This window comes from Ruegeria sp. CDSA193, from assembly GCF_059611885.1.
In genome coordinates this window covers 212,805-235,215 of the sequence record NZ_JBXWPN010000004.1, presented here as the reverse complement: position 1 = coordinate 235,215, position 22,411 = coordinate 212,805, and the positions used below count along the sequence as shown (strand labels likewise).

General features: G+C 58.5%; 27 protein-coding genes. 7 read left to right on the top strand and 20 right to left on the bottom strand.

Translation table 11 applies throughout. The features are described from left to right. Positions 1 to 68: 68 nt before the first annotated feature. Positions 69 to 866, bottom strand: coding sequence for a hypothetical protein (locus AC2FLG_RS09340; protein ID WP_496705944.1), 798 nt, complete (start codon positions 864 to 866; stop codon positions 69 to 71). Positions 867 to 1,019: 153 nt separating this feature from the next. On the opposite strand from AC2FLG_RS09340, the gene aqpZ reads away from it, so the two are divergent. Then, positions 1,020 to 1,706, top strand: coding sequence for an aquaporin Z (gene aqpZ, locus AC2FLG_RS09335; RefSeq protein ID WP_271947574.1), 687 nt, complete (start codon positions 1,020 to 1,022; stop codon positions 1,704 to 1,706). A gap of 59 nt (positions 1,707 to 1,765) precedes the next feature. Here the strand turns inward: aqpZ and AC2FLG_RS09330 are convergent, their stop codons facing one another. Both AC2FLG_RS09330 and AC2FLG_RS09325 read right to left on the bottom strand, forming a co-directional pair. Next, positions 1,766 to 2,314 carry a peptidylprolyl isomerase gene (locus tag AC2FLG_RS09330; protein ID WP_142633219.1) on the bottom strand — a complete coding sequence of 183 codons (549 nt, stop codon included), beginning with the start codon at positions 2,312 to 2,314 and terminating at the stop codon, positions 1,766 to 1,768. Then, positions 2,307 to 2,813: a peptidylprolyl isomerase gene (locus AC2FLG_RS09325; RefSeq protein WP_496705943.1), complete on the bottom strand. Its 507-nt coding sequence runs from the start codon at positions 2,811 to 2,813 to the stop codon at positions 2,307 to 2,309. Before AC2FLG_RS09325 ends, AC2FLG_RS09330 begins: the two co-directional genes overlap by 8 nt. A 133-nt stretch (positions 2,814 to 2,946) precedes the next feature. Between AC2FLG_RS09325 and AC2FLG_RS09320 the strand changes: the two genes are divergently transcribed. From AC2FLG_RS09320 to AC2FLG_RS09300, 5 genes are all read left to right on the top strand, one after another. Continuing rightward, positions 2,947 to 4,137, top strand: coding sequence for a phosphoglycerate kinase (locus AC2FLG_RS09320; RefSeq protein WP_496700524.1), 1,191 nt, complete (start codon positions 2,947 to 2,949; stop codon positions 4,135 to 4,137). 126 nt (positions 4,138 to 4,263) lie between these two features. Next, positions 4,264 to 4,563, top strand: coding sequence for an FtsB family cell division protein (locus AC2FLG_RS09315; RefSeq protein WP_185956602.1), 300 nt, complete (start codon positions 4,264 to 4,266; stop codon positions 4,561 to 4,563). Positions 4,564 to 4,738: 175 nt separating this feature from the next. Further along, positions 4,739 to 5,728, top strand: a complete 990-nt coding sequence (gene pdhA / locus AC2FLG_RS09310; RefSeq protein ID WP_142633213.1) for a pyruvate dehydrogenase (acetyl-transferring) E1 component subunit alpha — start codon at positions 4,739 to 4,741, stop codon at positions 5,726 to 5,728. Between the two features lie 15 nt (positions 5,729 to 5,743). Further along, positions 5,744 to 7,114, top strand: coding sequence for a pyruvate dehydrogenase complex E1 component subunit beta (locus AC2FLG_RS09305; protein ID WP_142633211.1), 1,371 nt, complete (start codon positions 5,744 to 5,746; stop codon positions 7,112 to 7,114). A 15-nt stretch (positions 7,115 to 7,129) separates the two neighbouring features. Beyond that, complete coding sequence (locus AC2FLG_RS09300; protein ID WP_496705941.1) at positions 7,130 to 8,434, top strand: pyruvate dehydrogenase complex dihydrolipoamide acetyltransferase; 1,305 nt, start codon at positions 7,130 to 7,132, stop codon at positions 8,432 to 8,434. Between the two features lie 61 nt (positions 8,435 to 8,495). Here the strand turns inward: AC2FLG_RS09300 and cysE are convergent, their stop codons facing one another. Beyond that, positions 8,496 to 9,305 (bottom strand): serine O-acetyltransferase, encoded by an 810-nt coding sequence (gene cysE, locus AC2FLG_RS09295; RefSeq protein WP_496676121.1) that lies wholly within the window; start codon positions 9,303 to 9,305, stop codon positions 8,496 to 8,498. A 63-nt stretch (positions 9,306 to 9,368) separates the two neighbouring features. Between cysE and AC2FLG_RS09290 the strand changes: the two genes are divergently transcribed. Then, complete coding sequence (locus AC2FLG_RS09290; protein WP_496705940.1) at positions 9,369 to 9,728, top strand: TraR/DksA family transcriptional regulator; 360 nt, start codon at positions 9,369 to 9,371, stop codon at positions 9,726 to 9,728. Here AC2FLG_RS09290 and AC2FLG_RS09285 read toward each other — a convergent pair. The 16 genes from AC2FLG_RS09285 to AC2FLG_RS09210 form a co-directional block, all read right to left on the bottom strand. Then, a complete protein-coding gene (locus AC2FLG_RS09285) occupies positions 9,709 to 10,005 on the bottom strand; it encodes a DUF7742 family protein (RefSeq protein ID WP_496691065.1) in 297 nt (98 codons plus the stop codon). The genes AC2FLG_RS09290 and AC2FLG_RS09285 overlap by 20 nt on opposite strands. 5 nt (positions 10,006 to 10,010) lie before the next feature. Continuing rightward, positions 10,011 to 13,973, bottom strand: coding sequence for a baseplate multidomain protein megatron (locus AC2FLG_RS09280; RefSeq protein ID WP_496705939.1), 3,963 nt, complete (start codon positions 13,971 to 13,973; stop codon positions 10,011 to 10,013). Continuing rightward, entirely contained in the window at positions 13,974 to 14,420 is a 447-nt protein-coding gene (locus AC2FLG_RS09275; protein ID WP_496705937.1) for an NlpC/P60 family protein, read from the bottom strand. After that, positions 14,417 to 15,304, bottom strand: a complete 888-nt coding sequence (locus AC2FLG_RS09270; RefSeq protein ID WP_496691062.1) for a phage/gene transfer agent baseplate hub protein — start codon at positions 15,302 to 15,304, stop codon at positions 14,417 to 14,419. Before AC2FLG_RS09270 ends, AC2FLG_RS09275 begins: the two co-directional genes overlap by 4 nt. After that, positions 15,304 to 15,936, bottom strand: a complete 633-nt coding sequence (locus AC2FLG_RS09265) for a phage distal tail protein, Rcc01695 family (protein WP_496705935.1) — start codon at positions 15,934 to 15,936, stop codon at positions 15,304 to 15,306. Before AC2FLG_RS09265 ends, AC2FLG_RS09270 begins: the two co-directional genes overlap by 1 nt. Before the next feature lie 15 nt (positions 15,937 to 15,951). Beyond that, positions 15,952 to 16,614 (bottom strand): RcGTA-type gene transfer agent tail tape measure protein, encoded by a 663-nt coding sequence (locus AC2FLG_RS09260; RefSeq protein ID WP_271947594.1) that lies wholly within the window; start codon positions 16,612 to 16,614, stop codon positions 15,952 to 15,954. Further along, a complete protein-coding gene (locus AC2FLG_RS09255; RefSeq protein WP_496700532.1) occupies positions 16,601 to 16,810 on the bottom strand; it encodes a rcc01693 family protein in 210 nt (69 codons plus the stop codon). Before AC2FLG_RS09255 ends, AC2FLG_RS09260 begins: the two co-directional genes overlap by 14 nt. Next, positions 16,807 to 17,127: a gene transfer agent family protein gene (locus tag AC2FLG_RS09250; protein WP_496700533.1), complete on the bottom strand. Its 321-nt coding sequence runs from the start codon at positions 17,125 to 17,127 to the stop codon at positions 16,807 to 16,809. The genes AC2FLG_RS09255 and AC2FLG_RS09250 overlap by 4 nt, the downstream gene beginning before the upstream one ends. Positions 17,128 to 17,129: 2 nt before the next feature. After that, a complete protein-coding gene (locus AC2FLG_RS09245; protein WP_142633188.1) occupies positions 17,130 to 17,543 on the bottom strand; it encodes a phage major tail protein, TP901-1 family in 414 nt (137 codons plus the stop codon). 20 nt (positions 17,544 to 17,563) lie between these two features. After that, positions 17,564 to 17,977: a DUF3168 domain-containing protein gene (locus AC2FLG_RS09240; protein WP_142633186.1), complete on the bottom strand. Its 414-nt coding sequence runs from the start codon at positions 17,975 to 17,977 to the stop codon at positions 17,564 to 17,566. Continuing rightward, on the bottom strand, positions 17,974 to 18,312 hold the full coding sequence (locus AC2FLG_RS09235) for a phage head closure protein (RefSeq protein ID WP_496705933.1): 339 nt from the start codon (positions 18,310 to 18,312) through the stop codon (positions 17,974 to 17,976). The genes AC2FLG_RS09240 and AC2FLG_RS09235 overlap by 4 nt, the downstream gene beginning before the upstream one ends. Beyond that, positions 18,309 to 18,908 carry a head-tail connector protein gene (locus AC2FLG_RS09230; protein ID WP_496691059.1) on the bottom strand — a complete coding sequence of 200 codons (600 nt, stop codon included), beginning with the start codon at positions 18,906 to 18,908 and terminating at the stop codon, positions 18,309 to 18,311. The genes AC2FLG_RS09235 and AC2FLG_RS09230 overlap by 4 nt, the downstream gene beginning before the upstream one ends. Before the next feature lie 171 nt (positions 18,909 to 19,079). Further along, positions 19,080 to 20,258: a phage major capsid protein gene (locus tag AC2FLG_RS09225; RefSeq protein ID WP_496705931.1), complete on the bottom strand. Its 1,179-nt coding sequence runs from the start codon at positions 20,256 to 20,258 to the stop codon at positions 19,080 to 19,082. Between the two features lie 35 nt (positions 20,259 to 20,293). After that, positions 20,294 to 20,839, bottom strand: coding sequence for an HK97 family phage prohead protease (locus AC2FLG_RS09220; RefSeq protein ID WP_496705929.1), 546 nt, complete (start codon positions 20,837 to 20,839; stop codon positions 20,294 to 20,296). Between the two features lie 26 nt (positions 20,840 to 20,865). Continuing rightward, positions 20,866 to 21,084 (bottom strand): GTA head formation protein, RCAP_rcc01685 family, encoded by a 219-nt coding sequence (locus AC2FLG_RS09215; protein ID WP_496691057.1) that lies wholly within the window; start codon positions 21,082 to 21,084, stop codon positions 20,866 to 20,868. Beyond that, positions 21,077 to 22,240 (bottom strand): phage portal protein, encoded by a 1,164-nt coding sequence (locus tag AC2FLG_RS09210; protein ID WP_496705927.1) that lies wholly within the window; start codon positions 22,238 to 22,240, stop codon positions 21,077 to 21,079. The genes AC2FLG_RS09215 and AC2FLG_RS09210 overlap by 8 nt, the downstream gene beginning before the upstream one ends. Positions 22,241 to 22,411: the final 171 nt, after the last annotated feature.

Here is a 22,411-nt window from a genome sequence, read left to right as displayed (position 1 = left end):
ACTGACAGGAAACAAACGCCGCAGGACAGCCTGCGGCGTTTTCTTTTGCAATTCTGACCGAAAGGCGTTCACTGATCAGGTTGGTTCCAGGTCGCATTGGCCTCGATCACTTCTGCGACCATCAGCGCCTTTTCGGACAAATCTGGTGGCGTGCCATCATCAAAGGCAAGCTGCTGCATTCTTCGATACATGACTTCAGACGTGTAAAAATCGAATGCAGCCGTGCCGTCGGGGCTTTCCCAGAAGGCCGTGATCCAAACCGAGGGCGGATACCCGTAACACCAGTCCTGCCAGAACCGTTCTGCCAAAGTCGCCGTTTTAACTGCGGCTACTTGCGCCAAAAGGCCATCCATTGGCCAACCCCCAAGGCGAAACATGCAAAGCGTATCGTCCAGACATTCTTCTGAGCCCCCTTCGATCGCCTTCAGAAGAAAACGTTTCTGGAAATCGTCCAGGACACGCCACTCCTCCGACGACCAGTTCCGGGCCTGTCCCGTCGGATACCGGCTCAGGCTGACTTCGATCCCGACAGAGCTTACCTCTTCGCCACAGGCCAAGACCTCTAGCACACGCGGCAAAAGATAGGCCCAGGTATTCTTGGCAATCCCTTCCGGATCACTCGCTGCAAAATACCAGTCCTGAAGATAGTGCAACGGCAGTTCCTGAATGGGCGGGTGAAAGAAATCAGCCTCGATATCCGGTTCCATGCAGCACCCTTCGCAGACCTCGATACTGCTTGGCTTTGGACGCTTAAAAACGCGATAAGCATCCTGAATGAGCGGGAAGAACGGATCATCCGGCAATAACTTGGCCTTCACCGGCTTATTCGTCTTTGACGTCATCATAGGCTGAACCCATATTTCCATGCCACACCCATAGGTCTATCTGCCCCCTTTTGACGTGGCAAGCGCGCCCAAATACCCCTTCATTCTCCGCCAAATTTTCATGTGTGATGAGTAGCTTCGATATTTCTGCGTTTTGGATTACACTACAGCCCATTGGTTTTCGGAGGACTTTTCATGTCAACAAAACTCATGGCTGAATTTTTCGGTACATTCTGGTTGGTGCTTGGCGGTTGCGGCAGCGCTGTTTTAGCGGCTGGCGTCGCGGATGTCGGTATCGGCTGGTTGGGCGTATCTTTCGCCTTTGGCCTAACAGTGCTGACTATGGCATTTGCCGTTGGCCACATTTCAGGCGGGCATTTCAATCCGGCAGTCAGTCTGGGTTTAATGATCGGCGGACGGTTCCCGGCTAAGGATTTGCTGCCCTATTGGATTGCTCAGGTCATCGGAGCCATTGCAGCAGCGGCTGTTCTGTATCTGATCGTCAGCGGCGCACCAGATTTCGCCGGGGTCGGAGGCTTTGCGTCCAATGGCTATGGCGAGGCTTCACCCATGGGCTATTCGATGATGTCCGCCTTGGTGATCGAGATCGTACTGACGGCATTTTTCATCCTGATCATTCTGGGCGCGACCTCAAGCGGTGCTCCGGCAGGGTTCGCGCCGATTGCCATCGGTCTGGCGCTGACGCTGATCCACCTGATCTCGATCCCGGTGACCAACACATCTGTCAACCCGGCACGGTCAACCGGTGTTGCCCTGTTTGCCGATGGGCCGGCGCTGGCTCAGCTATGGTTGTTCTGGGTTGCCCCGCTGATTGGTGGCGCGATTGGTGCGCTGATCTGGAAGGCCATGTCTGACGACTGATCCAAGCGCACGCTTACAAAAAGACCCCGGCACCTGACCAGGCACCGGGGTCCTTTTATCTATTCGGTCACGGTGACCTTTTTCATCGCATCCGGCTGGCCGATTACGGCTCCGTTCGGGCCTTCGCCCCGCTTGATCGCATCAACAACGTCCATACCGTCAGTGACCTGACCGACAACCGTATACTGACCGTTCAGGAACGGCCCAGGTTCAAACATTATGAAGAATTGCGAGTTGGCACTGTCGGGATCCTGCGCCCGCGCCATGCCAATAACACCGCGATCAAAGTTATAGTCCGAGAACTCAGCTGGCAGATCCGGCCGATCCGAACCGCCAGTACCGGCACGACGCATATCGCCACCGACCCGACCGTGTTCAACGTCACCGGTCTGAGCCATAAAGCCGTCGATCACGCGGTGAAACACCACGCCATCATACTGACCAGCAGCGGCAAGGGCGCTAATTTGTTCAACATGCTTGGGGGCAATATCGTCAAACAGATCAACGGTTACGGTGCCATTGGCCCCCTCGCCCTCAATCTCGATCTCAAGGCCCGTGGCCAGTGCAGGACCGGCCAGCAGGACAAAGGCGGCGGCCAGCTTATACATCGGCAGCCACCTTGACGCTGATCATACGATCCGGGCTTGCGGGCGGCTCGCCCCGAACGATGGCGTCCACATGCTCCATCCCGTCGATAACACGGCCATAGACCGTGTATTGGCCGTTCAGGAAATGGTTGTCGCTAAAGTTGATGAAAAACTGCGAATTGGCCGAGTCCGGATTCTGCGACCGAGCCGCGCCCAATGTGCCGCGATCATGCGGCAGTTTCGAAAACTCTGCCGGAACATTCGGCAGCGATGACCCGCCTGTGCCTGCACTGCGCAGGTTGTATCCGTCTTCCATATCGCCGTGCTGCACGTCACCGGTTTGCGCCATGAAACCGTCGATCACACGGTGAAATGCCACGTTGTCATATTCACCGCTGCGCGCCAGTTCCTTCATCCGAGCGCTATGCTGCGGGGCTACATCTGGCAGCAGCTCGATGACGACATTGCCGCCCTTCAGCTCGATGATGATTGTGTTTTCGGGATCCTTGATCTCGGCCATGTGGCCCTCCTGTCGTTTGTCTTGCGCAAATACCTATGCGCCACGCACGCGAAAGCCAAGTGACGCATTGACCTGAGGGCAAAATGCAGGAAAAGAACCGCCTAGATCGGTTGCCAAACACGAGGATCGCGCGATGAGCTGGAAAACACTGGACGATATGGACCTGAACGGTAAACGCGTGCTGGTGCGCGTGGATATCAATGTGCCCGTGGTGGATGGGGTCGTGACCGACGCAACCCGGATTCAGCGCATCGTACCCACAGTACGCGATATTCTCGCCGCAGGTGGCAAGCCTATCCTTCTAGCCCATTTCGGACGCCCGGGCGGAGAGCGGCGCGAAAGCCTGTCGCTGAAACAACTTATTCCCACACTGGAAAGCGCCTTTGGTGCGCAGGTTCTGTTCGCAGCCGATTGCGTCGGAACCGAGGCCGAGCTTGTCGCAGACACTCTGCAAGCCGGGCAAGTATTGCTGTTGGAAAATACCCGCTTTCATGCTGCTGAAACCAAGAATGATCCTGATCTGGCCGCAGGCATGGCCAAACTGGGCGAGGTCTATTGCAACGACGCCTTTTCCGCTGCGCACCGCGCCCACAGCTCAACCGAAGCCATCGCACGCCTGCTGCCTGCCTGCGCTGGTCGGCTGATGCAGGCCGAGCTGCAAGCACTTGAAAGCGCCCTTGGCGCGCCCGAACGTCCGGTGACAGCGGTGGTCGGCGGGGCCAAGGTTTCGACCAAACTGGAGCTGCTGGGCAACCTGATCGACAAGGTGGATCACCTGATCATCGGCGGTGGCATGGCCAACACCTTCCTAGTGGCACAAGGTATCAGTGTCGGCAAATCGCTGGCGGAAACCGCAATGAAAGACACTGCCGCAGAGATTCTTGCCAAGGCGGAAAACTCTGGTTGCCAGATCGTTCTGCCGTGTGACGTGGTTGTTGCAAAAACCTTCCAGGCCAATGCGCCGCATCAGGTTTTGCCCGCAGACCAATGCCCCGAAGACGGCATGATCCTGGATGCAGGCCCCGAGAGTGTCGCCGCTATCACTGAAGTCATCAGCCAAAGCCGAACCCTGATCTGGAACGGCCCTTTGGGCGCCTTTGAACTGGAACCGTTCGATGCTGCAACGAATGCGGCCGCACTTAAAGCTGCCGCGCTCAGCCGTTCGGGCCAGTTGGTCTCGGTCGCGGGCGGTGGTGATACCGTAGCCGCCCTGAACGCGTCCGGCGCGGCGCGGGATTTCACCTATATCTCGACAGCAGGCGGCGCATTCCTGGAATGGATGGAAGGAAAAACCCTGCCCGGCGTCGCCGCGCTGGAACAATAAATTCAGCTGCACGGGTAATTTTGCGAATCGGGGGATTCACAAGCCGAATCACCTGTGACATAGTGCAGTCAGATGCCAAGCATAATGGCACGACATTGAGGCAGACTTCATACGGCGGTAAACAGAGTGTCCCGTTCCCATCGGCCCGGTTTGGGCTCAGTTGCTTTTTTCTCGGTGGCTTTCATGCTGGGTGTGTATTTCACCTTTGCTGCCGTCCAGGGAGACTATGGCCTGTTTCGACGGGTCGAGATTGCAGCGGAACGGGATGCTCTGTCGCGCGACCTTGCAGCGTTGAGCACCGAAATCGCCGAAATGGAAAATCTGACCCGCAGGCTTTCAGACACCTATCTTGACCTCGATTTACTGGATCAGCAGGCGCGCTCGATCCTTGGTATGATCCGCTCGGATGAGATTGTCATCCGCTGAGCGGGACCAAAATTCTTCGTCGGAAATCCCTGCTGTGGTAACGCATACGTCCCTACCTGAACGGTTTTCCGCGTGTCAAACAACAGCGCAATATTTCCACTCGCCAGAAAGCCTCAAATGTTCTATTAGATAGTTTAACGCTAAACTATCTTGCCGAGAGGGGGAGATCGCCACAATGGCTGCGCGAAAAACCACAAAGAAACCAAACGTTTCTGCGGAAGAACTCAAGACCTATTACCGTGAAATGTTGCTGATCCGCCGATTCGAAGAAAAGGCTGGCCAGCTATACGGCATGGGTCTGATCGGTGGTTTCTGCCACCTGTATATCGGTCAAGAGGCAGTTGTTGTGGGACTGGAAGCAGCCGCCGAAGAAGGTGACAAGCGGATCACCTCTTATCGCGATCATGGGCATATGCTGGCCTGCGGCATGGATCCGGGCGGCGTAATGGCAGAACTGACCGGGCGCGAGGGCGGATTGTCCAAGGGTAAAGGCGGTTCGATGCATATGTTCTCGAAAGAGAAGCATTTCTATGGCGGTCACGGCATCGTCGGGGCGCAGGTTCCTCTGGGTGCCGGTTTGGCCTTTGCCGACAAGTATCAGGAAAACGGCCGCGTCACCTTCACCTATTTTGGGGACGGCGCCGCAAACCAGGGGCAGGTCTATGAGACCTTCAACATGGCCGCGATCTGGGAACTGCCGGTGATCTTTGTGATCGAGAACAACCAATACGCCATGGGGACGTCCCAGGCGCGCTCGACCTCGACCAAAGACATCTACCATCGGGGCGAGGCGTTCGGCATCCCTGGCGAGATCGTCAACGGCATGGATGTGCTAGCGGTCAAAGAGGCCAGCGAAAAGGCCGTCGCCCATTGCCGCGCGGGCAAAGGTCCGTACATTCTGGAAATCAAAACCTATCGCTATCGCGGACACTCGATGTCCGACCCGGCCAAGTACCGCACCCGCGAAGAGGTTCAGAAGGTGCGCGAACAAAGCGACCCGATCGAACATGTCCGCGAGCTGCTGCTTTCCGGCAAACACGCGACTGAGGATGACCTGAAGGCGATCGACAAAGAGATCAAAGAGATCGTCAATCAAGCCGCTGAATTCTCGAAAGAAAGCCCCGAGCCGTCGCTGGACGAGCTTTGGACAGATATCTACGCCTGAGAGGACGATTAAGACATGGCAACCGAAATTCTCATGCCCGCCCTTTCCCCCACGATGGAAGAGGGCACGCTGGCCAAATGGCTGGTCAAGGAAGGCGACACCGTATCAAGCGGCGATATCATGGCCGAAATCGAAACCGATAAGGCCACGATGGAGTTTGAAGCCGTTGATGAAGGGATCATGGGCAAGATCCTGATCGCTGAAGGCACCGAAGGGGTCAAAGTAAATACCCCTATCGCCATCCTCGTCGAAGAAGGCGAAGACGCCTCCGCCCTGCCCGCGGCTGCACCCACAGCCGCAGCGACGACCGAAGCCGCCCCTGCTGCGGTTGAGGCCCCTGCTCCTGTCTCTGCCCCAGCCGCACCTAAGGTAGATCTGTCCCCAGATTGGCCAGCTGATGCCGAGATGAAGTCCGAAACCGTGCGTGAAGCCCTGCGCGACGCCATGGCCGAAGAAATGCGCAATGACGGTGACGTCTACCTCATGGGTGAAGAAGTCGCGGAATATCAGGGCGCTTATAAAATCTCGCAAGGTTTGCTGGATGAGTTTGGCGCCAAGCGCGTAATCGACACCCCGATCACCGAACATGGTTTTGCCGGGATCGCAGTTGGTTCGGCCTTTGGCGGGTTGAAACCGATTGTCGAGTTCATGACTTTCAACTTCGCCATGCAGGCGATTGACCAGATCATCAACTCGGCCGCGAAGACGCTCTATATGTCCGGCGGTCAGATGGGCTGTCCCATCGTGTTCCGGGGTCCGAACGGTGCCGCCGCACGCGTGGCAGCCCAGCACAGTCAGGACTATGCGGCCTGGTATATGCAGATCCCCGGCCTCAAAGTCGTCATGCCCTATTCAGCGGCCGACGCCAAAGGCTTGCTGAAATCCGCGATCCGTGACCCGAACCCGGTGATCTTCCTGGAAAACGAAATCCTCTATGGCCGCTCATTCGAAGTGCCGCAGGTGGATGACCTGAGCATTCCGTTGGGCAAGGCCCGCATCTGGCGCGAGGGCACAGACGTGACCATCGTCAGCTTTGGCATCGGCATGCAGTTCGCACTGGAAGCCGCCGATAAGTTGGCCGAAGACGGCATCAGCGCCGAAGTGATCGACCTGCGTACCATCCGCCCGATGGACACAGGCGCGATTATCAATTCGGTGATGAAAACCAACCGTCTTGTGACCGTCGAAGAAGGCTGGCCGCAAGGCTCGGTCGGCAGCTACATTTCATCGGTGGTGATGCAGGAAGCGTTTGATTACCTCGACGCGCCTGTCATCAACTGCACCGGCAAGGATGTTCCGATGCCCTACGCAGCGAACCTCGAAAAACTGGCGCTGGTGACCACCGACGAGGTGATCGCAGCCGTCAAACAAGTGACCTACCGGTAAGGGAGCAACAGACAGATGCCCACCGAAATTCTGATGCCCGCCCTGTCGCCGACCATGGAGGAAGGCACGCTTGCCAAATGGCTGGTCAAGGAGGGCGACACCGTCTCCTCTGGAGATCTGCTCGCCGAAATCGAAACCGACAAGGCCACGATGGAGTTCGAGGCCGTTGACGAAGGCACAATCGGCAAAATCCTGATCCCTGAAGGAACCGAAGGGGTCAAGGTCAACACCGCCATCGCGGTTTTGCTGGAAGAAGGCGAAAGCGCTGATGATATCAGTGCAACGCCTGCAGCGGCTCCGGCGGCGGCGCCAGCCGCCACGGGCAACGAGGCCTCCGCTCCAGCGGCGTCCGAAGCGCCCGTCCCCGCCCCGGCAGCGCCGGTCAAGGCAGATGGCGGTCGTATCTTCGCCTCGCCCCTGGCTCGTCGCATCGCTGCGCAAAAAGGTCTCGACCTAGCGCAAATCAGTGGATCCGGCCCACATGGGCGTATCGTCAAGGCGGATGTCGAGAGCGCAACCGCAGCCCCTGCTGTAACGGCTGCCCCTGTACAGGCCGCAGCAGCACCAGCCGCCACAGCCGCGCCAACCGGCCCCTCGACGGATATGGTTATGCGGATGTACGAATCCCGCGATTACGAAGAGGTCAAGCTGGACGGGATGCGCAAAACCATCGCCGCGCGCTTGACCGAGGCCAAACAAACCATCCCTCATTTCTATCTACGCCGGGATATCAAGCTGGACGCACTGCTGAAATTCCGCGGTCAGTTGAATAAGCAACTTGAGGCCCGTGGCGTCAAACTCAGCGTCAATGACTTCATCATCAAGGCCCTGGCCAATGCGCTGCAACAGGTGCCCGAATGCAACGCCGTCTGGGCGGGAGATCGGGTTCTGCAGCTGAAACCCTCGGACGTGGCCGTTGCCGTCGCGATCGAAGGTGGCCTGTTCACGCCGGTCCTGCAAGACGCCGACACCAAGTCGCTGTCAGCGCTTTCAACCGAGATGAAGGACCTGGCTGCCCGTGCCCGCGAACGCAAGCTGGCCCCGCATGAGTATCAGGGCGGCACATTTGCGGTCTCGAACCTGGGCATGTTCGGCATCGACAATTTCGACGCTATCGTGAACCCACCGCATGCGGGCATTCTGGCCGTCGGCACTGGCGCAAAGAAACCTGTTGTTGGTGACGATGGCGAACTGACGGTTGCAACGGTCATGTCGGTTACGATGTCGGTCGATCACCGGGTCATCGACGGTGCCCTCGGTGCGCAGCTGCTGCAGGCGATCGTCGACAATCTGGAAAACCCGATGGTCATGCTGGCCTGATATCTGACTAAAAAAAGGCCGCCCTCTTCTGGGCGGCCTTTTTCTTTAAGAACCTTCAGATCTAGTGATCTTTGCCCAGCATATGATCCATCGAGATCGAGGGCTGGTCACATCCTGCTTCACCGACAATCTTGGCCGGAATACCGGCAACGGTTTTGCAAGGTGGCACCTCTTGCAGCACCACCGAACCGGCGGCAATCCGGCTACAATGGCCCACTTCGATATTGCCCAAGACTTTGGCGCCGGCGCCGATCAAAACGCCATCACCAATCTTGGGGTGACGTTGCTCCTCTTCTTTTCCGGTCCCGCCCAGCGTGACCGAATGCAACATCGAAACATTGTCGCCAACGATGGCCGTTTCACCGATCACGATGGAATGAGCATGGTCGATCATGATCCCCTTGCCGATTTTGGCAGCCGGGTGAATGTCGATACCGAAGATTTCCGAGGACCGCATCTGGAAGAAATAGGCCAGATCATATCGCCCCTTCAGCCATAGCCAATGGGCGACGCGGTAGGCCTGCATCGCTTGATAACCCTTGAAATACAGGATCGGTTGCAGAAGACGGTGGCAGGCCGGGTCCCTCTCGTAGACCGCCATCAGGTCTGCGCGGGCGGCCTCAATCAAATGGGGGTCGTCAGCATAAGCTTCGTCCACGATCTCGCGCAGAACCATCATCGACATTTCGTTCGAGCATAGTTTTGCGGAAACGCGATAGGACAATGCTCTGGTCAGGCTGCGATGATGCAGAATACAGGCGTGCACCAATCCACCCATCAGTGGTTCATTCTCGACCGCGGCCTGAGCCTCGGTCGTGATGCGATCCCAAACGGGATCTACGGGTGTGACATGACTGCGCTTTTCCAACATGGCTTTTGATCCTTTGCTGCGCCTAGAATGCCATTTAGTGGCTAAAACGCCAAACGCAAACCCGTGATCGGCAAAGCAACGAAAATGAATGAGGCTGACCTGAAGCAAATCAACGAGAAAATCCTTGTCAGGCTGGACGAATTGGCGCGCCAGTCGCAGGCCGGGAAAGATGCGCAATCTGTTGTTGAACTGGATCAACAATCTATCGGTCGTCTGAGCCGGATGGATGCGCTACAGAACCAGGCCATGGCCAAGGCGCACCAAGTCAATCGGGACCTGGAATACCGACGCCTTTTGGCCGCGCTGAAGCGGATTGAAAGTCGAGAATACGGATTCTGCGAAGATTGCGGCGAGCCGATTCCAAATGGCCGACTGGAATTGGACCTCGCCGCAACCAGATGTGTCAGCTGTGCTTCTGGTTGATGCGGAACCGGATCAAATGACGCAGCACCGTCTCAAAACACCGGCAATACTGCAGATCATCGAATGAGGGTTCGGCGGCAAGGCGCCGGTTTCGGGCCGCAGCCATTAACGAACCGTTGCCGAACAACGGGTGTAGCCGCCCTGTTTTACTTACATGGCCATCAGCCGTTTCAGCTTCGGCAATCATACGTCGGCATAAACGGTCACGCTGATCGGGCGGCGCGTTCAACAAAACACGCGCCGCCGTGCTGACATCTCCGTGCAATACGGGCCGCACCGCGCCTATCCGACCTGCAGCCTGACAGGCAATCCAGGTCCGTAAGCCGCAGATATCTGCGAAACCGACACCTCATAAGACCCAGTTGCAGCGTCACCGGCCTTCATGGACGACGTGTAATTCCAATCCGGCTGGGCAACGACCTGTTCCCGAATCAGGCTACCGTTCTGCCGGACCTGAACAAGGTAGGCTTCGGTTTCTTCATTCAACGGCACATCCAGCCCGGACCAGTCATCGCCATCCAGACGTGTCCGCCGCACCCATGAGAACACGTCCCTCGAGCTGGATTGCTGCACGCGAAGATGAGAAGGGGCATAGGGCCGCAAACCATTGCCTTCAAAGGCCTCGACCAGATGCTCGTAAGAGGGATCTTCGTACCCTCTGGTTGCAGGGCCGATACGGTAATGTTTGGTCAGGCCACGTTCCGACCGCAACAACCCTGTCTGGAAGACACGTTCGTCCAACAACACCAACATTGATCCTTCGGGCCAGAGATCGGGCATGATTGCATCTGTCCCCAGCTGGCCGCGCAACCGGCCAGATAGGGTATAGACACCTTCCTCTTGCAGAGCAGCATCCGCGAACTGGAACACCTCCCAATTGCCGGGCGTTCCGTCGCCAATCGCTGCAAGATTTGCGCCGTTTAACAAGGCAGACCGTGGACGGGACTCCAGGACGCCATCTACAAGATTGACACGTAAGGCATCGCCTTCATCCCAAAGTCCGGTACTGGCCCTTCGCATCGGGCTTGCGGTGAAGCCTATTATGGCCTGCCCTGTTATCACCTGTTGCAACGCGTAATCCTCATCGCTTAATGCGGCATACACCGCAACGCTTCCTGGCCAAGGGTCTGCTGCAGCCGCAAGATATGGCGCATGCGGCACTTCGGAACCGGTGATCAGAGGCAGGTCCAAGAATACCGGCAGCACCGGCACCGGAGCGACAAATGGCTTCGCTGTAACTTCATCAGCGGGGGCATCTGGCGGTGTGTAAACGCCGGGCTCGATCCTGACAGCCTCGGCCAGTTGCATTTCGGCCTGTTCAAGCCTGTCAATGCGATAGCGCGCTTCCTGCCCACCACTGACAAGCCGCACAACATCCCCTGCCCCGACATTCAAAAGCGAAGGCGGTAATGCAAACCTAGCCGTTTCACGCGAGACACGCGCCTCACTCAGCCAGCGTTCCACCGTTTGACGCCCCTCGGCCCGCGTCATGGACAACGGCATCTCATTTACCGATACCGAATGGGTTTCATCATCAGGCAACACAGCCTCTTCCGAGGCTATTTCATGGTCAGCATCAGACTGAACAAAGCGCAGCCTGACACGGCCAGACATTTCCGCCTCAGCCTCGCGGCGATATTCCACGTGTCCGTCAATGTCCAAAGTGATGGCCAACTGCTCTTCATTCAGGGTCAGGGCACGTGCGCCATCCCGCATCTGAAAGATCAGCTTTCCTTCGCGTTCAAGCGCATCGAAACCATACCGCAGCATGAGCGGTTGCAATGCCGAACGGGCATCCGAAACCTGTTCAACCGCATAGCCCTGAACGGAACCGTAAAGGCCCGAGACATCAATCTCGGTAACACCGGCAGCATGGCAAAGCTCGGTTACAACAGAGGCCAGCGTTCGTGAGCCGGAACGCCCATTAAGCCAATGGCCGCGGGCATAGTTGGCCCCATCGCTCCACTGGCTGCGCAGGTTTGGAAAGGTCGGATAGGGCCGCGCATCCCACGCCCAGACATAGGCATTGGACACGTCCACCATCGGGCCGCCATAGCTGGATGAAACTGGATTGATATCTGCGTCCGACCAATAGCCAAGAACCGCCCTGAGGTATTGCGTCTGCAGAAAGTCGTCCCGAAGCCCGTTTGAATATTTCGGCAACCCGGATTCTGAAGATTTAGGGTCTAGAAACTTGTTGGGCTGGTTGGTGCCTTTGTCTACTGCCGCACAACCGAGCTCAGTGAACCAGATGGGCTTGGACTCTGGCAACCAGTCAGTCGGGTTGTCGCTACGCACACCATTGATTCGCTCGTGATGCGGTTGTGACCACCAGTTGCGAACGTCCTTATATCGCCAGATCCACGGCTCGTTATGTGAACCATCTTCGATCGGCGTACGGATTTGTGCCGCCTCTTCTTCGGGCGAGGCATAATACCAGTCATAGCCCTCGCCACCCTCGATGTTCCCGCGCAGATAGGAGAGATCGTAGATGGATTTTGCCCCGACATCTGCATCCAAGTGATCTTCGCCTTCTCGCCAGTCGGACAGAGGCATGTAATTGTCGATACCCACGAAATCTATGTTTTCGTCTGCCCAAAGCGGATCGAGGTGGAAGTAGCGATCCCCACTGCCATCATTTGGCTGGTAGCCGAAATACTCGCTCCAGTCCGCCGCATAACCGATCTTTGTGTCTGGCCCCAGAATACTACGCACTTGCCCTGCCAAAACGCGCAGCTGCTCAACGGCCGGAAATCCGTTTAGGCCACGAATCTGGGTAAGACCACGCATTTCCGAACTGATACAGAAGGAGTCCACCCCACCTGCCGCCTTACACAAGGCAGCGTAGTGAAGAATAAATCGGCACAACCCCCAGTCCTGCGGGCCAGAGTAGGAAACCGTGCCGTTTCCGATAACAAAATCAACCGCTCGCGCCTGACCAAAGAAATCGGACACCTGAACATAGGCCTCAGCCATCTGGTCGGGAGACCCGTCCCGCCCAGGCGCAACACTCAGAGTGATGCGACCGCGCCAGGGAAGGTGCGGCTGATCGCTGGCATCAGACCACGGGTCGGGCAATCCGTTTCCACCGATCTGATCCATCAGGATAAACGGGTAGAACATGACCCGCTTCCCCTCTTGCTTAAGGTGTTGGATCGCTTGAATGACCGACGCGTCCGCTGGTGTCGCGCCATAGACGGGCTCGTTATTTTCCTGACGAACGATCTGGGCGGTTGCCCTTGTCAGCCCCGCGACACCCCAGGGCATATTTTTGCCCTCGATACCATTTTGCAGAACCTTTGGTTGTATCTTGCATTGACCGCATCGCAGATCACTTCCGAACCAGGACACAACCAAAGAGGCGGCTTCACAGCCCGGAAGTTCACTTTTCAAGGCTTGTGTGGACGTCACGAGATCAGGCAAACCAGAGGTCGAATTCACATTGGCCGCCCAACTGCGGCCGCGGCCTTTTGTGTAATTCACCTGCTGGGACGCCAGTGCATATTCACCGGTCCCGGGCATAAGCGCCACGCCCCGTACGATATGTGACAGCGCATTCTCGGTATCGGGCAATCCGGGCTGCTCTTGCCGCACAACCTCGAACGAGAACTGCGGGACACGGTTTCCAAATGCGCCCAGCTTTAGATCTTCGATCACGATATAGGCGGTGCCACGATAGGCCGGGACGTTTCCAGTCCCTTCGATCGCTTCGATCAACGGATCGGGCAGCTGATCGTCGGTGCCGGGATAAACGCGCATATTCAAGCTACTGCGCTCAATCTCTTCGCCATCCGCCCAGACACGCGGCACGTCAGAGATCTGCCCCGCACCCAACGCAACCGCCAACGAAACTGAATAGCTATAGCTGTTGGTGGTCGTCGTAACCTCGGGCTGTTTCGGCGAGCCTTTGCCACCCCCAACCGACTGCGTGGTAGAGCTGGTGCTGCGGGTTTCCAGAAAATCCGAAGCCCAGATGACTTGCCCGCCAACACGCATTCGACCAAAGATATTGGCGACAGCAGCGCCCTCACCCGTTTGGGTCAGGCGAAAACGGTCCAATCGGCCGGTTTCCACAACTTCGCTGCCGCTGCCCATCACCGATTGGCTCATCAGCCGCTGGTCGATGACCCGGCCAAGAGTCGCGCCAATGGCACGGCCGATAACTGCCGTGGACAGACCCGCAACCGTGCCGCCAATGGCCCCGCCAACAGCGGCACCCGCCGCAGACAGTAATATCGTCGCCATTTAGATATCCTCCGTGGGAAACTCAAAACAAGAAACAACCCGCCGTCGCCACGGGTCGCTTAGAGCGCTTTCGACGACGCCATGTCCGGAATACGCGTGAATGAAACGGGGGATGTCGCCGCAAGTGCTGACAATCCCCAAATGCTTGGCAACGCCACTTTCGCGCATGCGAAACAGCAACACGTCCCCGACCGAAAACCGCGTTGGATCTTTCTCGACAAGATGGCGACGTGCTGCGGCCCACATGCGCTCTTCGCCCTGCGGCTCAGACCAATCCATGCTATAGATCGGGACGGCCTCAGGTTCGTGCCCAAGCACCGCGCGCCATACGCCACGCAGCAACCCCAGACAGTCCGTTCCGGCGCCTTTGACCGACGCCTGATGGACATACGGGGTGCCTAGCCAGCTTCTGGCCTCATCAACAATGCTTTGCTTAATCGGGATCATCGTCTGCTTCCCCCCCTGTTTGCCCCGTTTTTCTTGGGAACCGCCATCACCCAATCTTCGGAAGGCAGGTCAGGAAAGCCCTGAAAATTCGTGATATTATTGAACTTCAAGCGGCAGGTCGTCATGCGCTTGTCGCAACCTGCGGTCAGCCTCACCCTGTCGCCCTCGGCCAATCCACCGCTGATTGCAGACCACAGAACGACCGATCGACCTGTGTCGGTCTTTTGGTCCTTCTTGACCGCCCCCCACAGCCCAGCCGCACGGCCTGTCAGCACATCAAGCCGACCACGTTCGAACCATGTCTCAAGGTGAGTTTCCGCCCCTCGCAGCTGCAAAATACTGCCACCCGTCAAACCGACGATCTCAGCTTCGGCCGAGTATCCCAGGGCATCGGTGTTGAACCCGCACGCCTTGTCGCCCAGCACGGCTGTGCAGGGCTTTTGGTAAATCCGGCCCAAAGGTCGGTTCAACTTATCTGTCAGGCCCCGCAGTTCGGCATGAAAAGCCCCACCTGCCCGTCGCAATTCACCGATTGATCCGCGGAACTGCAACATTCGCTGCGATGGATCGGCCCAGTTCACAAGCCATGCCCGCACCTCGGCCCCGTCGAAGCGACCGGATTCGATATCCTCTTCAGTTACTGCGACATCCGATAACGCACCCATTGCTTCCGAGTTATCAATGGACAGCCCCGTTGCCTGCTCGATCGCGGCTGCTGTCAGACCCGAACTTGCATTGAAGTCCAGGCCTTCAAAGCTCAGCTTCAGGTCATGGTCGGTAAAGCCAAACTGAACACCGTCTGTGCGCGTAATCGCCCAACACCGACAGGTCGTTGTCAGACCACTCTGCAGATGGGCCTGCAGTGCCTGTTTGTCACCAGCCATCAGACACGCACCTCGACCACGGGAACGTTCGGAACGTCCCCTGCCTGAAAGCTTGCGACACTCGTCTGGATCTTGTCGGTGTCAAACCGCACCGGCACATCGAACTCAAAGCCAGCGGTGATATCAACCTGCTCAGGCGGAGGCGAATAGAACGTGACCAGCCCCGAGTTCAGATCGACCTCGAAATCAACGCCTTCGCGCATTTCATCCTGCTCAACCCCGATGCGGATGGTTCCCAATACGGGTTTGACGACCGGCCTTACATAGCTGAATCCACCCGAGGAATAGGTCTTTACCAGCTGGAACTCTGTCGCAACGCCATCGCCCTGCGCAATGATCTGGTCGGCCTTGGCAACTTCGGCCGTAGCCGTACCAGATTTGAAATCAGACCAGTCTTTCCAGCGAAATCCAAACATCTGGCCCTGCCTCGCCTCGAAGAACGAGATCAGCGTTTCGATGTCATCCAGGGACCGCATCCCCAGACCGGCATCATAGCGCCGCCGCGAATGCGCCCAAGGGGTATTGCGCTCTTCGAACCCGTTTGCCAGCGTCACAATATCCGTGCGCCGCTCGGGCCCACCGACCGAGCCAAAGCTTAGGCTGGCCGGAAATCTCACCTCGTGGAAATTCATGATCTGCTCCCTGATCTACCTGTTGCGATTGCCACGACCCAGCGCGCGGCTCATCTGGGCCGCGATCTGGCTTTGGCTTCGACGGAAACCCTGTACGTCCGGGGTGGTGATGTTCATCACCACGTTTACCGCAGAACCACCGCCCGACATGCGCACGCCCAATTTCCCGTCTGTTCCGCGGGCCAGGGGCATGATGGCCTCGGGGCCGGCTTCGCCCATCAGCCCGGTGCCGCCACGCATGGGAAACGTAGTCGGGCCGCTAATCACTCCGCCGTTGGCAAAGGGCATCACCCGTCCCTGACTAAAACTGCCGCCATCCGCGAAAGGCAGGATGCCCTTCACAAAGCCGCCGATCCCATTGGCAAGAAGGCCGCCGAAGTGATCCGTGACCGGTTTGATCGCCGCCGAATACGCGGTGCGGATCATCGAGTTTTTCAACACGTCCAGCGCATCGGACAGGTTCATTCCGTCCATCACGACGCCATCGAACGCCCGTCGCAGGCCACCGGACATGCCACGCTCCAGCGTTGCAACATCCTTGCCCGTTTCCTCAAAGGCTGCTTTGATGCGCTTCATCTGCCCATCAAATGCCGCAGCCATCGATGCCGCATCACCCAACGAGTCGCCAAGCGCCTCGCCCCGCTCCTGCAGGTCTTCCAACCCGTTACGATCCGTCATCACGCTCTCCTTTTGTCTTGTCCGGATAGGCCGCCAGCAACGCATCCAAACCCATCCTGTTCATCGAAGGCATGCCCGCGCCCTGCCCCAGCATCAGCCGCAACTCGGCCGGGGTCAGGCTCCAGAATTGGTCCGGTGTCAGGCGCAGGCTAAGGAACCCGGCCCGCATCAATGCGGGCCAGTCGAACCCGCTCATGCCTGCCCCGGCACCATGAAGGCCCTTGCCAACAGTTCGGCCGCGGCACGAGCACCGTGCATTGGCCCGCCCTCGATCTCGGCACTCAGCAGGTCGGCGCGGGTGACATTGGCCCCGCCCCCCCGCAGCCCGGCGACGATAAGCGCCAGAACATCACCGCTGGAATAGGCGCCACCTTCGAACCGTTGCACCAGTTCAACCAATGTCCCGGTGCCCAGTTCCTGTTCCAGTTCCGCCAAAGCACCCAAAGTCAGCTTCAGCACCCGTTGCTCTCCATCGATGGTCAGTGCCACCTCTCCTGTCCACGGATTGGCCATCGTTACAGCGCCGTAAAGGTCAGAGCACCGGCGCTTGCCATGCTCATTTCATAGGTCGCTTCACCATTGTGAGAGCCCGCATATTCGATGCCGGTCACCTGGAACGCACCCTCAACAATCCCGAAATCCGGGATGATGATCTGGAAACCCGGTGTCTCACCGTCAAAGAACAGCTGTCGCGCGCGCTCATCCGTTCCCGCGTCCTTGAATACGCCCGAGCCCGAAATCGAGGCCGACTTTACCCCCGCGCCCGACAAAAGCTCGCGCCAACCACCCTGGCTTTCCAGGCTGGTCACATCGACACTTTCCGCGTTGAAACTGACCCGCGTGGCACGCAGCCCCGCAATGGTCTCGAACAGGCCTGAGCCGTTCATATCTACTTTGACCAACAGGTCTTTTCCGTTCTGGGCAGCCATTTGCTCTCTCCGTTGATTACTTAATCGTCTTCCACGCGGGCGCGGAATTTCAGGTCGATCTGGCGGATCGCGCCGCCCGTTCCGGTCCGACGGGCCGAGGCACGTTCGAACCACAGCCCAACCAATCGGCCTCGATCCAGGGTCAGCCCCGCACTGTCCAGGGCGTCACAAACTGCCCCCGCCAGCGTTTTTGCTGCACCGAACCCGGCAGCTTCGGACACGACGGACACCGTGAAACGATGGACGGCACCGGTCCCCGATCGGTCCGAGGCATCGCGCACCTCTTCCGGGCCCAGCGTCACATAGGTTTGCGGAACTGAACCCGCTGGAACGGCGTCATAGATCGCTCCACCTGAAAGAGTGCTGATCTGTGTGTCTTCCGACAATTTCTGGTAAATTGCCGCCTGCAACGCGGCTGAAACGCCATAGCTCATACCGCCACCTCCTCATCCGCAAAGCAGATCAGGTACTGGCCGCGCGGGTCCCGTTCGGCGACGGCGCGGATAACGAAACGGCGTGTGCCTTCCGCAAACCGCTGATCCGGCGAGGGGCGCATGGTCGATCCTTCGGGCGCGCCACGAACCACAATCCGGTAGCCGACACGCGAAACCGGCAACCCTGCAACATTTCGCTCTGACCCGCTGCGCGCAGTGACTTCGGCCCAAACCGAGCCCAAGGCGACCCATGTTTCCAGATACCCACCGGCGCCATCAGCGGTGCGCACGGAGGATTCAAGCAACAGTTTTCTATTCAGCCGGGGCGCCTTCATTGGGCCACCCCTGCACCAAAACGAACCACACGATAGCGTTGGATCAGGCTGGTCACGCCAAAGGGCATACAGCCGGCACCCAACGTGGTCTCATCCCGGTATTCATAGTAATGCGCGGCCAACAGCAGAACCGCCTGCCCAAGATCTGCCGGCAAGCTTGACCATTCCCCGGCAATACCGGCGATAAACGCGATCTTCACGGATCCGCCGGTCGAAATAGCGGGCAAGACAGCCCCGGCAGGGCGTATCCGCGGGCGCTGGCTATCGCGATCCAATCTGTATCTGTCAGACGAAACGGCGGTTTCAGTACCCGCTGCATCCGTCAAACTGACCGTATTGATGGTCGAGACCGGCGCCACAGGCAGCACTTCGCCCGCAGGGTCACGCCAACTGTTAAGGCTCCAGGAAAACTCACGCGTGATAAGTACCTTCCCGGTACGCGCCTCAATCGCAGCAATCGCCGCCCTTAAGAAGCCCTTGAGCACTTCATCCTGCACGCTGGCACCAGTAAAGCCTGTTCCCAGCCTCAAATGCGCCTTGAACTGATCCACCGGCAGCGCCGCATCCGCGATGGCGGTTTCTTCGATCAACATCATCCATTCACTCCGCAATCTCGGACCCCTCCGGGGCCGTAACTTCAGGAATTGACGGGCACGCGCCGCCCCACGTTGCTCGGACGGAGGGGAGCAGCTAGACAACGCAGGGGTCTCGCCCCGACCCGCGCCCGCCGCCCCGAGGGGCGAAGACCCCCCGGGATTCAGCCCGCTTTAGGCGGTGCCGAATTTCACGAGTTTGATCGCAGCAAAGTCGCTGACATCGCCGCCGACGCGCTTGGTCGCATAGAACAGAACATGCGGTTTGGCGCTGAAGGGATCGCGCAATACGCGCAGGTCCGGACGCTCGGCGATGGTATAGCCCGCCTGGAAGTCACCGAAAGCAATCGAAAAGCTGTCGGTTCCCGCATCCGGCATATCTTCGGCGATCAGCACCGGATACCCCATCAGCCGCGCCGGTTCACCAGCAGCCAGACCGTCCGACCACAAGAAGCGGCCATCGCTGTCTTTCAGCTTGCGGATCAGACCAGCAGTTTTCGAGTTCATCACGAAGGTCCCGTTGACCCGGTACTGCGCACCCAGCGCATAAACCACGTCCACAATGGCATCCGCCTCGACACCGCCATCGATGCCGGTGGGGATATAACCAATGTTACCCCAATCCCAGACATCGTTGTCGACCTTGGCGTGGTTCAGAATACCCTTGGGTTTGTCCGCACCGTCGCCGTTGATAAAGGCCGAGGCCTCAGCGCGTGCAAACTTGTCCGCGATACGACCGGCCAGCCAACCCTCGACATCGAACGCGCTGTCATCCAGCAGTCGCTGCGAGGCTTTGGGCAGTGCGCTCAGCTCGTGCAGCGGGATCGAGATCCGGTCAATCGACGGGGTGCTGGTTTCGCTCGCCGCAGCATTTTCATCCGCCCAGCCCGCACCGACATCCGTGTGGTCGATCAAAACATCGAACGAGTTCGCCTCGACATTTACGATCGAAGCAATCGAGCGGATAGAGGCCGTAGATTTCAGCACCGATTTGATGATCTCGGCGGTTTGCGGGTCAATCAGGTACCCACCGTCACTGTTCACAGCGCTCGAGAGCGATTTCACCTCCATCTCAAGCCCACGCAGGCCGTCATCCTCACCCGAGCGCACATAGGCATCAAAGGCCTTCTGATGCGGTGCGCCGTCCTCGATTGAGGCCGCAAGATGCGGGCGTGCCGCGATGGTTGATTTACGATCCAGCATGGTCAGTCGCTCTTCTGTCTGTTGCAATTTGGTTTTAACTTCAGCCTTCAGGCCCTTGAATTCGTTCACGAAGCCAGTCATCGCCTGCTTCACCTCCTGAACCAGGGACACACCCTCTCCGGTCAAGGCCGGGGTTTCGGTCTTGCTCATCAGCACTTCCTTTTTGGGGGTGAGGTTTCGGCGCGCTAGGTTCGCGCCAGCTCCTGCCGGGCGTGATCAAACACCTCGGCAATACTGCGCCAGGTGTTCTCGGCCTCGGGGTCCACCCCCTTTGCCGCCACCCGCGCACTGGGCAGCATCGGGAACGTCACCAGCGACACCTCCCACAGCTCCAGTTCGGTCAGGACCCGCTGGCCCTTGTCATTCTTCACGGCGCGCTTGGTACGATAGCCAATCGACAGGCCATCCATTGCGCCCGCCCGGATCAACTCGGCCGCCTCGCGACCTTTCTGAGTGCTTTCCAGCAGACGTCCCTTGACCCACAGGCCCCGGTCGTCCTCGCGCACCTCGTCCCAAACCCCGATGGGTTGCGCCGGATCGTGCTGCCACAGCATCTTGACCCTTTGGCCCGCTGTAGCCAGCCCTTCAAGGGAACCGCGATACGCACCTTTCTGCACCACGTCACTGCCCTGATCTATCTGTCCAAACAGGCTGGCATAACCTTCGATCACCGCGTCCTCGGTCACCGAAAGACCCTCTCCGAACCGTGCGAACTTATGCTCCAAATCCATAAACTTCTCCATGTAACTTGCTGAATTCATGGCGTTACTGAAAGGAATGACTGAAACGCCTGCGCTAGGATCACCGCTGCCACGCCATACACCGTCAACCACAACCGCCTCTCCAGCCGCTCCATCATCTCTTCGATCTGATCCAGCCGCTGGCACAAATGCGCATGCTGAATCTCGGCCACCCGCTCATGCGCGGCCAGCCGCAAGCCTGGCGCGCAATCGAATGGCGGATATCCTTCAGCCATCCGTACGCTCCGGCAGCCCCAGCAAAGCACGCTTTTCTGCGTCAGTCAGGAACTCAGCCCCATTGACCCGCGACCAAAGCGCATCCCGCTCGGCGGACAACGCTGGAACCTGATCCAGATCGGGCTTCAGCATAAGCTCTTCGCCGGTAAAGCCGGCCAACCACGCCGACACCGCCGCCGCCACCCGCGTCACCAGGGGCAGCACGGTCAGGCGGTAAAACGCCCGGTTGGCCTCCTGATAGTTCGAATAGGTCGCATCGCCCTGGATCCCCAGCAACATCGGCGGGACCCCAAAGGCCAGCGCGATCTCGCGGGCGGCGGCTTCCTTGGTCTTTTGAAACTCCATGTCCGAGGGCGAAAAGCCCATCGGCTTCCAATCCAACCCCCCTTCAAGAACCATCGGACGACCAGCATTGCGCGCCCCGCGATAGTTCTGCTCGATCTCATCGGAAAGACGCCGGAACTGATCCTCGGCCATCACCCCTTGGCCATCACCGCCCTTCCAAACCAGCGCCCCCGAAGGTCGCGCTGCATTGTCGAGCAGCGATTTTGACCACCGAGACGCGCTGTTGTGCACATCAATCGCCATCGCCGCAGCCTGCATCGGCGAGAACCCGTAGTGATCATCTTGCGGGTGGAACGATTTGATATGACAGATGTTTTCCGCCGCAAACCGGTGTTTCTTGCCGCCCACAGCGTAATCATACGCCTTGGGCCAGCCATCCGCTCCCGGCACCACGCTCATCCGGTCGGATCGCAAGACATGCAGCTCAACCGGCAGCCCTTCTTCGGCCTGAACCGCCTCAACATAGGCATTGCCCGACAGCAGCAACTGCGCAAACAAGGCCTCCATCAACTCTGCCCGCCCCTGTGCGGCATTCGGACGGCGCATCAGGGACAGGATCGGATGTACATCATAGCGCTGCGCCTGATCCTGCAGCACCAAAGGTAACGCCGCCGCCGCCTCGGCAATCAGCTTGACCGAGCGAAACCCCACCGGGTTCCCCGCAAACCCCGTCCGCGTCAGCGACACCGCATCCCGCGGACTCCACGCCACGCGCCCCCCGGTCTGCCACGCCACCACAGGCCCCGCCGCGCTCGCCTTCGCCTCGGGCGCCTCATCAGCCGATCCACGACGCAAGAAATCGAATACCATCTGTGCTCCTTTCTGCCGCCGCTCTGCCCGGCTTGTTGAAAGGAGTTATGACGGAAAGAAGTTTAAGCCTTGGGAATGGGGCGTACGGAGGGTGGGCAACGGGATAGCTGTAGCTGCATTGAGATGGGGCCACGCAGCCGAAACGAGGTCAAATCTAATGCTCATGACACT

Excerpts from the sequence above, each read along its gene's own strand:
- AC2FLG_RS09215 (WP_496691057.1), bottom strand. The coding sequence starts at position 21,084 with ATGGCTGAAGGATATCCGCCATTCGATTGCGCGCCAGGCTTGCGGCTG.
- AC2FLG_RS09305 (WP_142633211.1), top strand. The coding sequence starts at position 5,744 with ATGGCAACCGAAATTCTCATGCCCGCCCTTTCCCCCACGATGGAAGAG.
- AC2FLG_RS09270 (WP_496691062.1), bottom strand. The coding sequence starts at position 15,304 with ATGGCTGGTGACAAACAGGCACTGCAGGCCCATCTGCAGAGTGGTCTG.
- AC2FLG_RS09225 (WP_496705931.1), bottom strand. The coding sequence starts at position 20,258 with ATGAGCAAGACCGAAACCCCGGCCTTGACCGGAGAGGGTGTGTCCCTG.
- aqpZ (WP_271947574.1), top strand. The coding sequence starts at position 1,020 with ATGTCAACAAAACTCATGGCTGAATTTTTCGGTACATTCTGGTTGGTG.
- AC2FLG_RS09275 (WP_496705937.1), bottom strand. The coding sequence starts at position 14,420 with ATGATCCCGATTAAGCAAAGCATTGTTGATGAGGCCAGAAGCTGGCTA.
- AC2FLG_RS09245 (WP_142633188.1), bottom strand. The coding sequence starts at position 17,543 with ATGGCTGCCCAGAACGGAAAAGACCTGTTGGTCAAAGTAGATATGAAC.
- AC2FLG_RS09320 (WP_496700524.1), top strand. The coding sequence starts at position 2,947 with ATGAGCTGGAAAACACTGGACGATATGGACCTGAACGGTAAACGCGTG.
- AC2FLG_RS09300 (WP_496705941.1), top strand. The coding sequence starts at position 7,130 with ATGCCCACCGAAATTCTGATGCCCGCCCTGTCGCCGACCATGGAGGAA.
- AC2FLG_RS09250 (WP_496700533.1), bottom strand. The coding sequence starts at position 17,127 with ATGGCCAATCCGTGGACAGGAGAGGTGGCACTGACCATCGATGGAGAG.
- AC2FLG_RS09235 (WP_496705933.1), bottom strand. The coding sequence starts at position 18,312 with ATGAAGGCGCCCCGGCTGAATAGAAAACTGTTGCTTGAATCCTCCGTG.
- AC2FLG_RS09240 (WP_142633186.1), bottom strand. The coding sequence starts at position 17,977 with ATGAGCTATGGCGTTTCAGCCGCGTTGCAGGCGGCAATTTACCAGAAA.
- pdhA (WP_142633213.1), top strand. The coding sequence starts at position 4,739 with ATGGCTGCGCGAAAAACCACAAAGAAACCAAACGTTTCTGCGGAAGAA.
- AC2FLG_RS09230 (WP_496691059.1), bottom strand. The coding sequence starts at position 18,908 with ATGATGTTGATCGAAGAAACCGCCATCGCGGATGCGGCGCTGCCGGTG.
- AC2FLG_RS09325 (WP_496705943.1), bottom strand. The coding sequence starts at position 2,813 with ATGGCCGAGATCAAGGATCCCGAAAACACAATCATCATCGAGCTGAAG.
- AC2FLG_RS09280 (WP_496705939.1), bottom strand. The coding sequence starts at position 13,973 with ATGGCGACGATATTACTGTCTGCGGCGGGTGCCGCTGTTGGCGGGGCC.
- AC2FLG_RS09265 (WP_496705935.1), bottom strand. The coding sequence starts at position 15,936 with ATGAATTTCCACGAGGTGAGATTTCCGGCCAGCCTAAGCTTTGGCTCG.
- AC2FLG_RS09340 (WP_496705944.1), bottom strand. The coding sequence starts at position 866 with ATGGAAATATGGGTTCAGCCTATGATGACGTCAAAGACGAATAAGCCG.
- AC2FLG_RS09260 (WP_271947594.1), bottom strand. The coding sequence starts at position 16,614 with ATGACGGATCGTAACGGGTTGGAAGACCTGCAGGAGCGGGGCGAGGCG.
- AC2FLG_RS09255 (WP_496700532.1), bottom strand. The coding sequence starts at position 16,810 with ATGAGCGGGTTCGACTGGCCCGCATTGATGCGGGCCGGGTTCCTTAGC.
- AC2FLG_RS09210 (WP_496705927.1), bottom strand. The coding sequence starts at position 22,240 with ATGGTATTCGATTTCTTGCGTCGTGGATCGGCTGATGAGGCGCCCGAG.
- AC2FLG_RS09220 (WP_496705929.1), bottom strand. The coding sequence starts at position 20,839 with ATGGATTTGGAGCATAAGTTCGCACGGTTCGGAGAGGGTCTTTCGGTG.
- cysE (WP_496676121.1), bottom strand. The coding sequence starts at position 9,305 with ATGTTGGAAAAGCGCAGTCATGTCACACCCGTAGATCCCGTTTGGGAT.
- AC2FLG_RS09330 (WP_142633219.1), bottom strand. The coding sequence starts at position 2,314 with ATGTATAAGCTGGCCGCCGCCTTTGTCCTGCTGGCCGGTCCTGCACTG.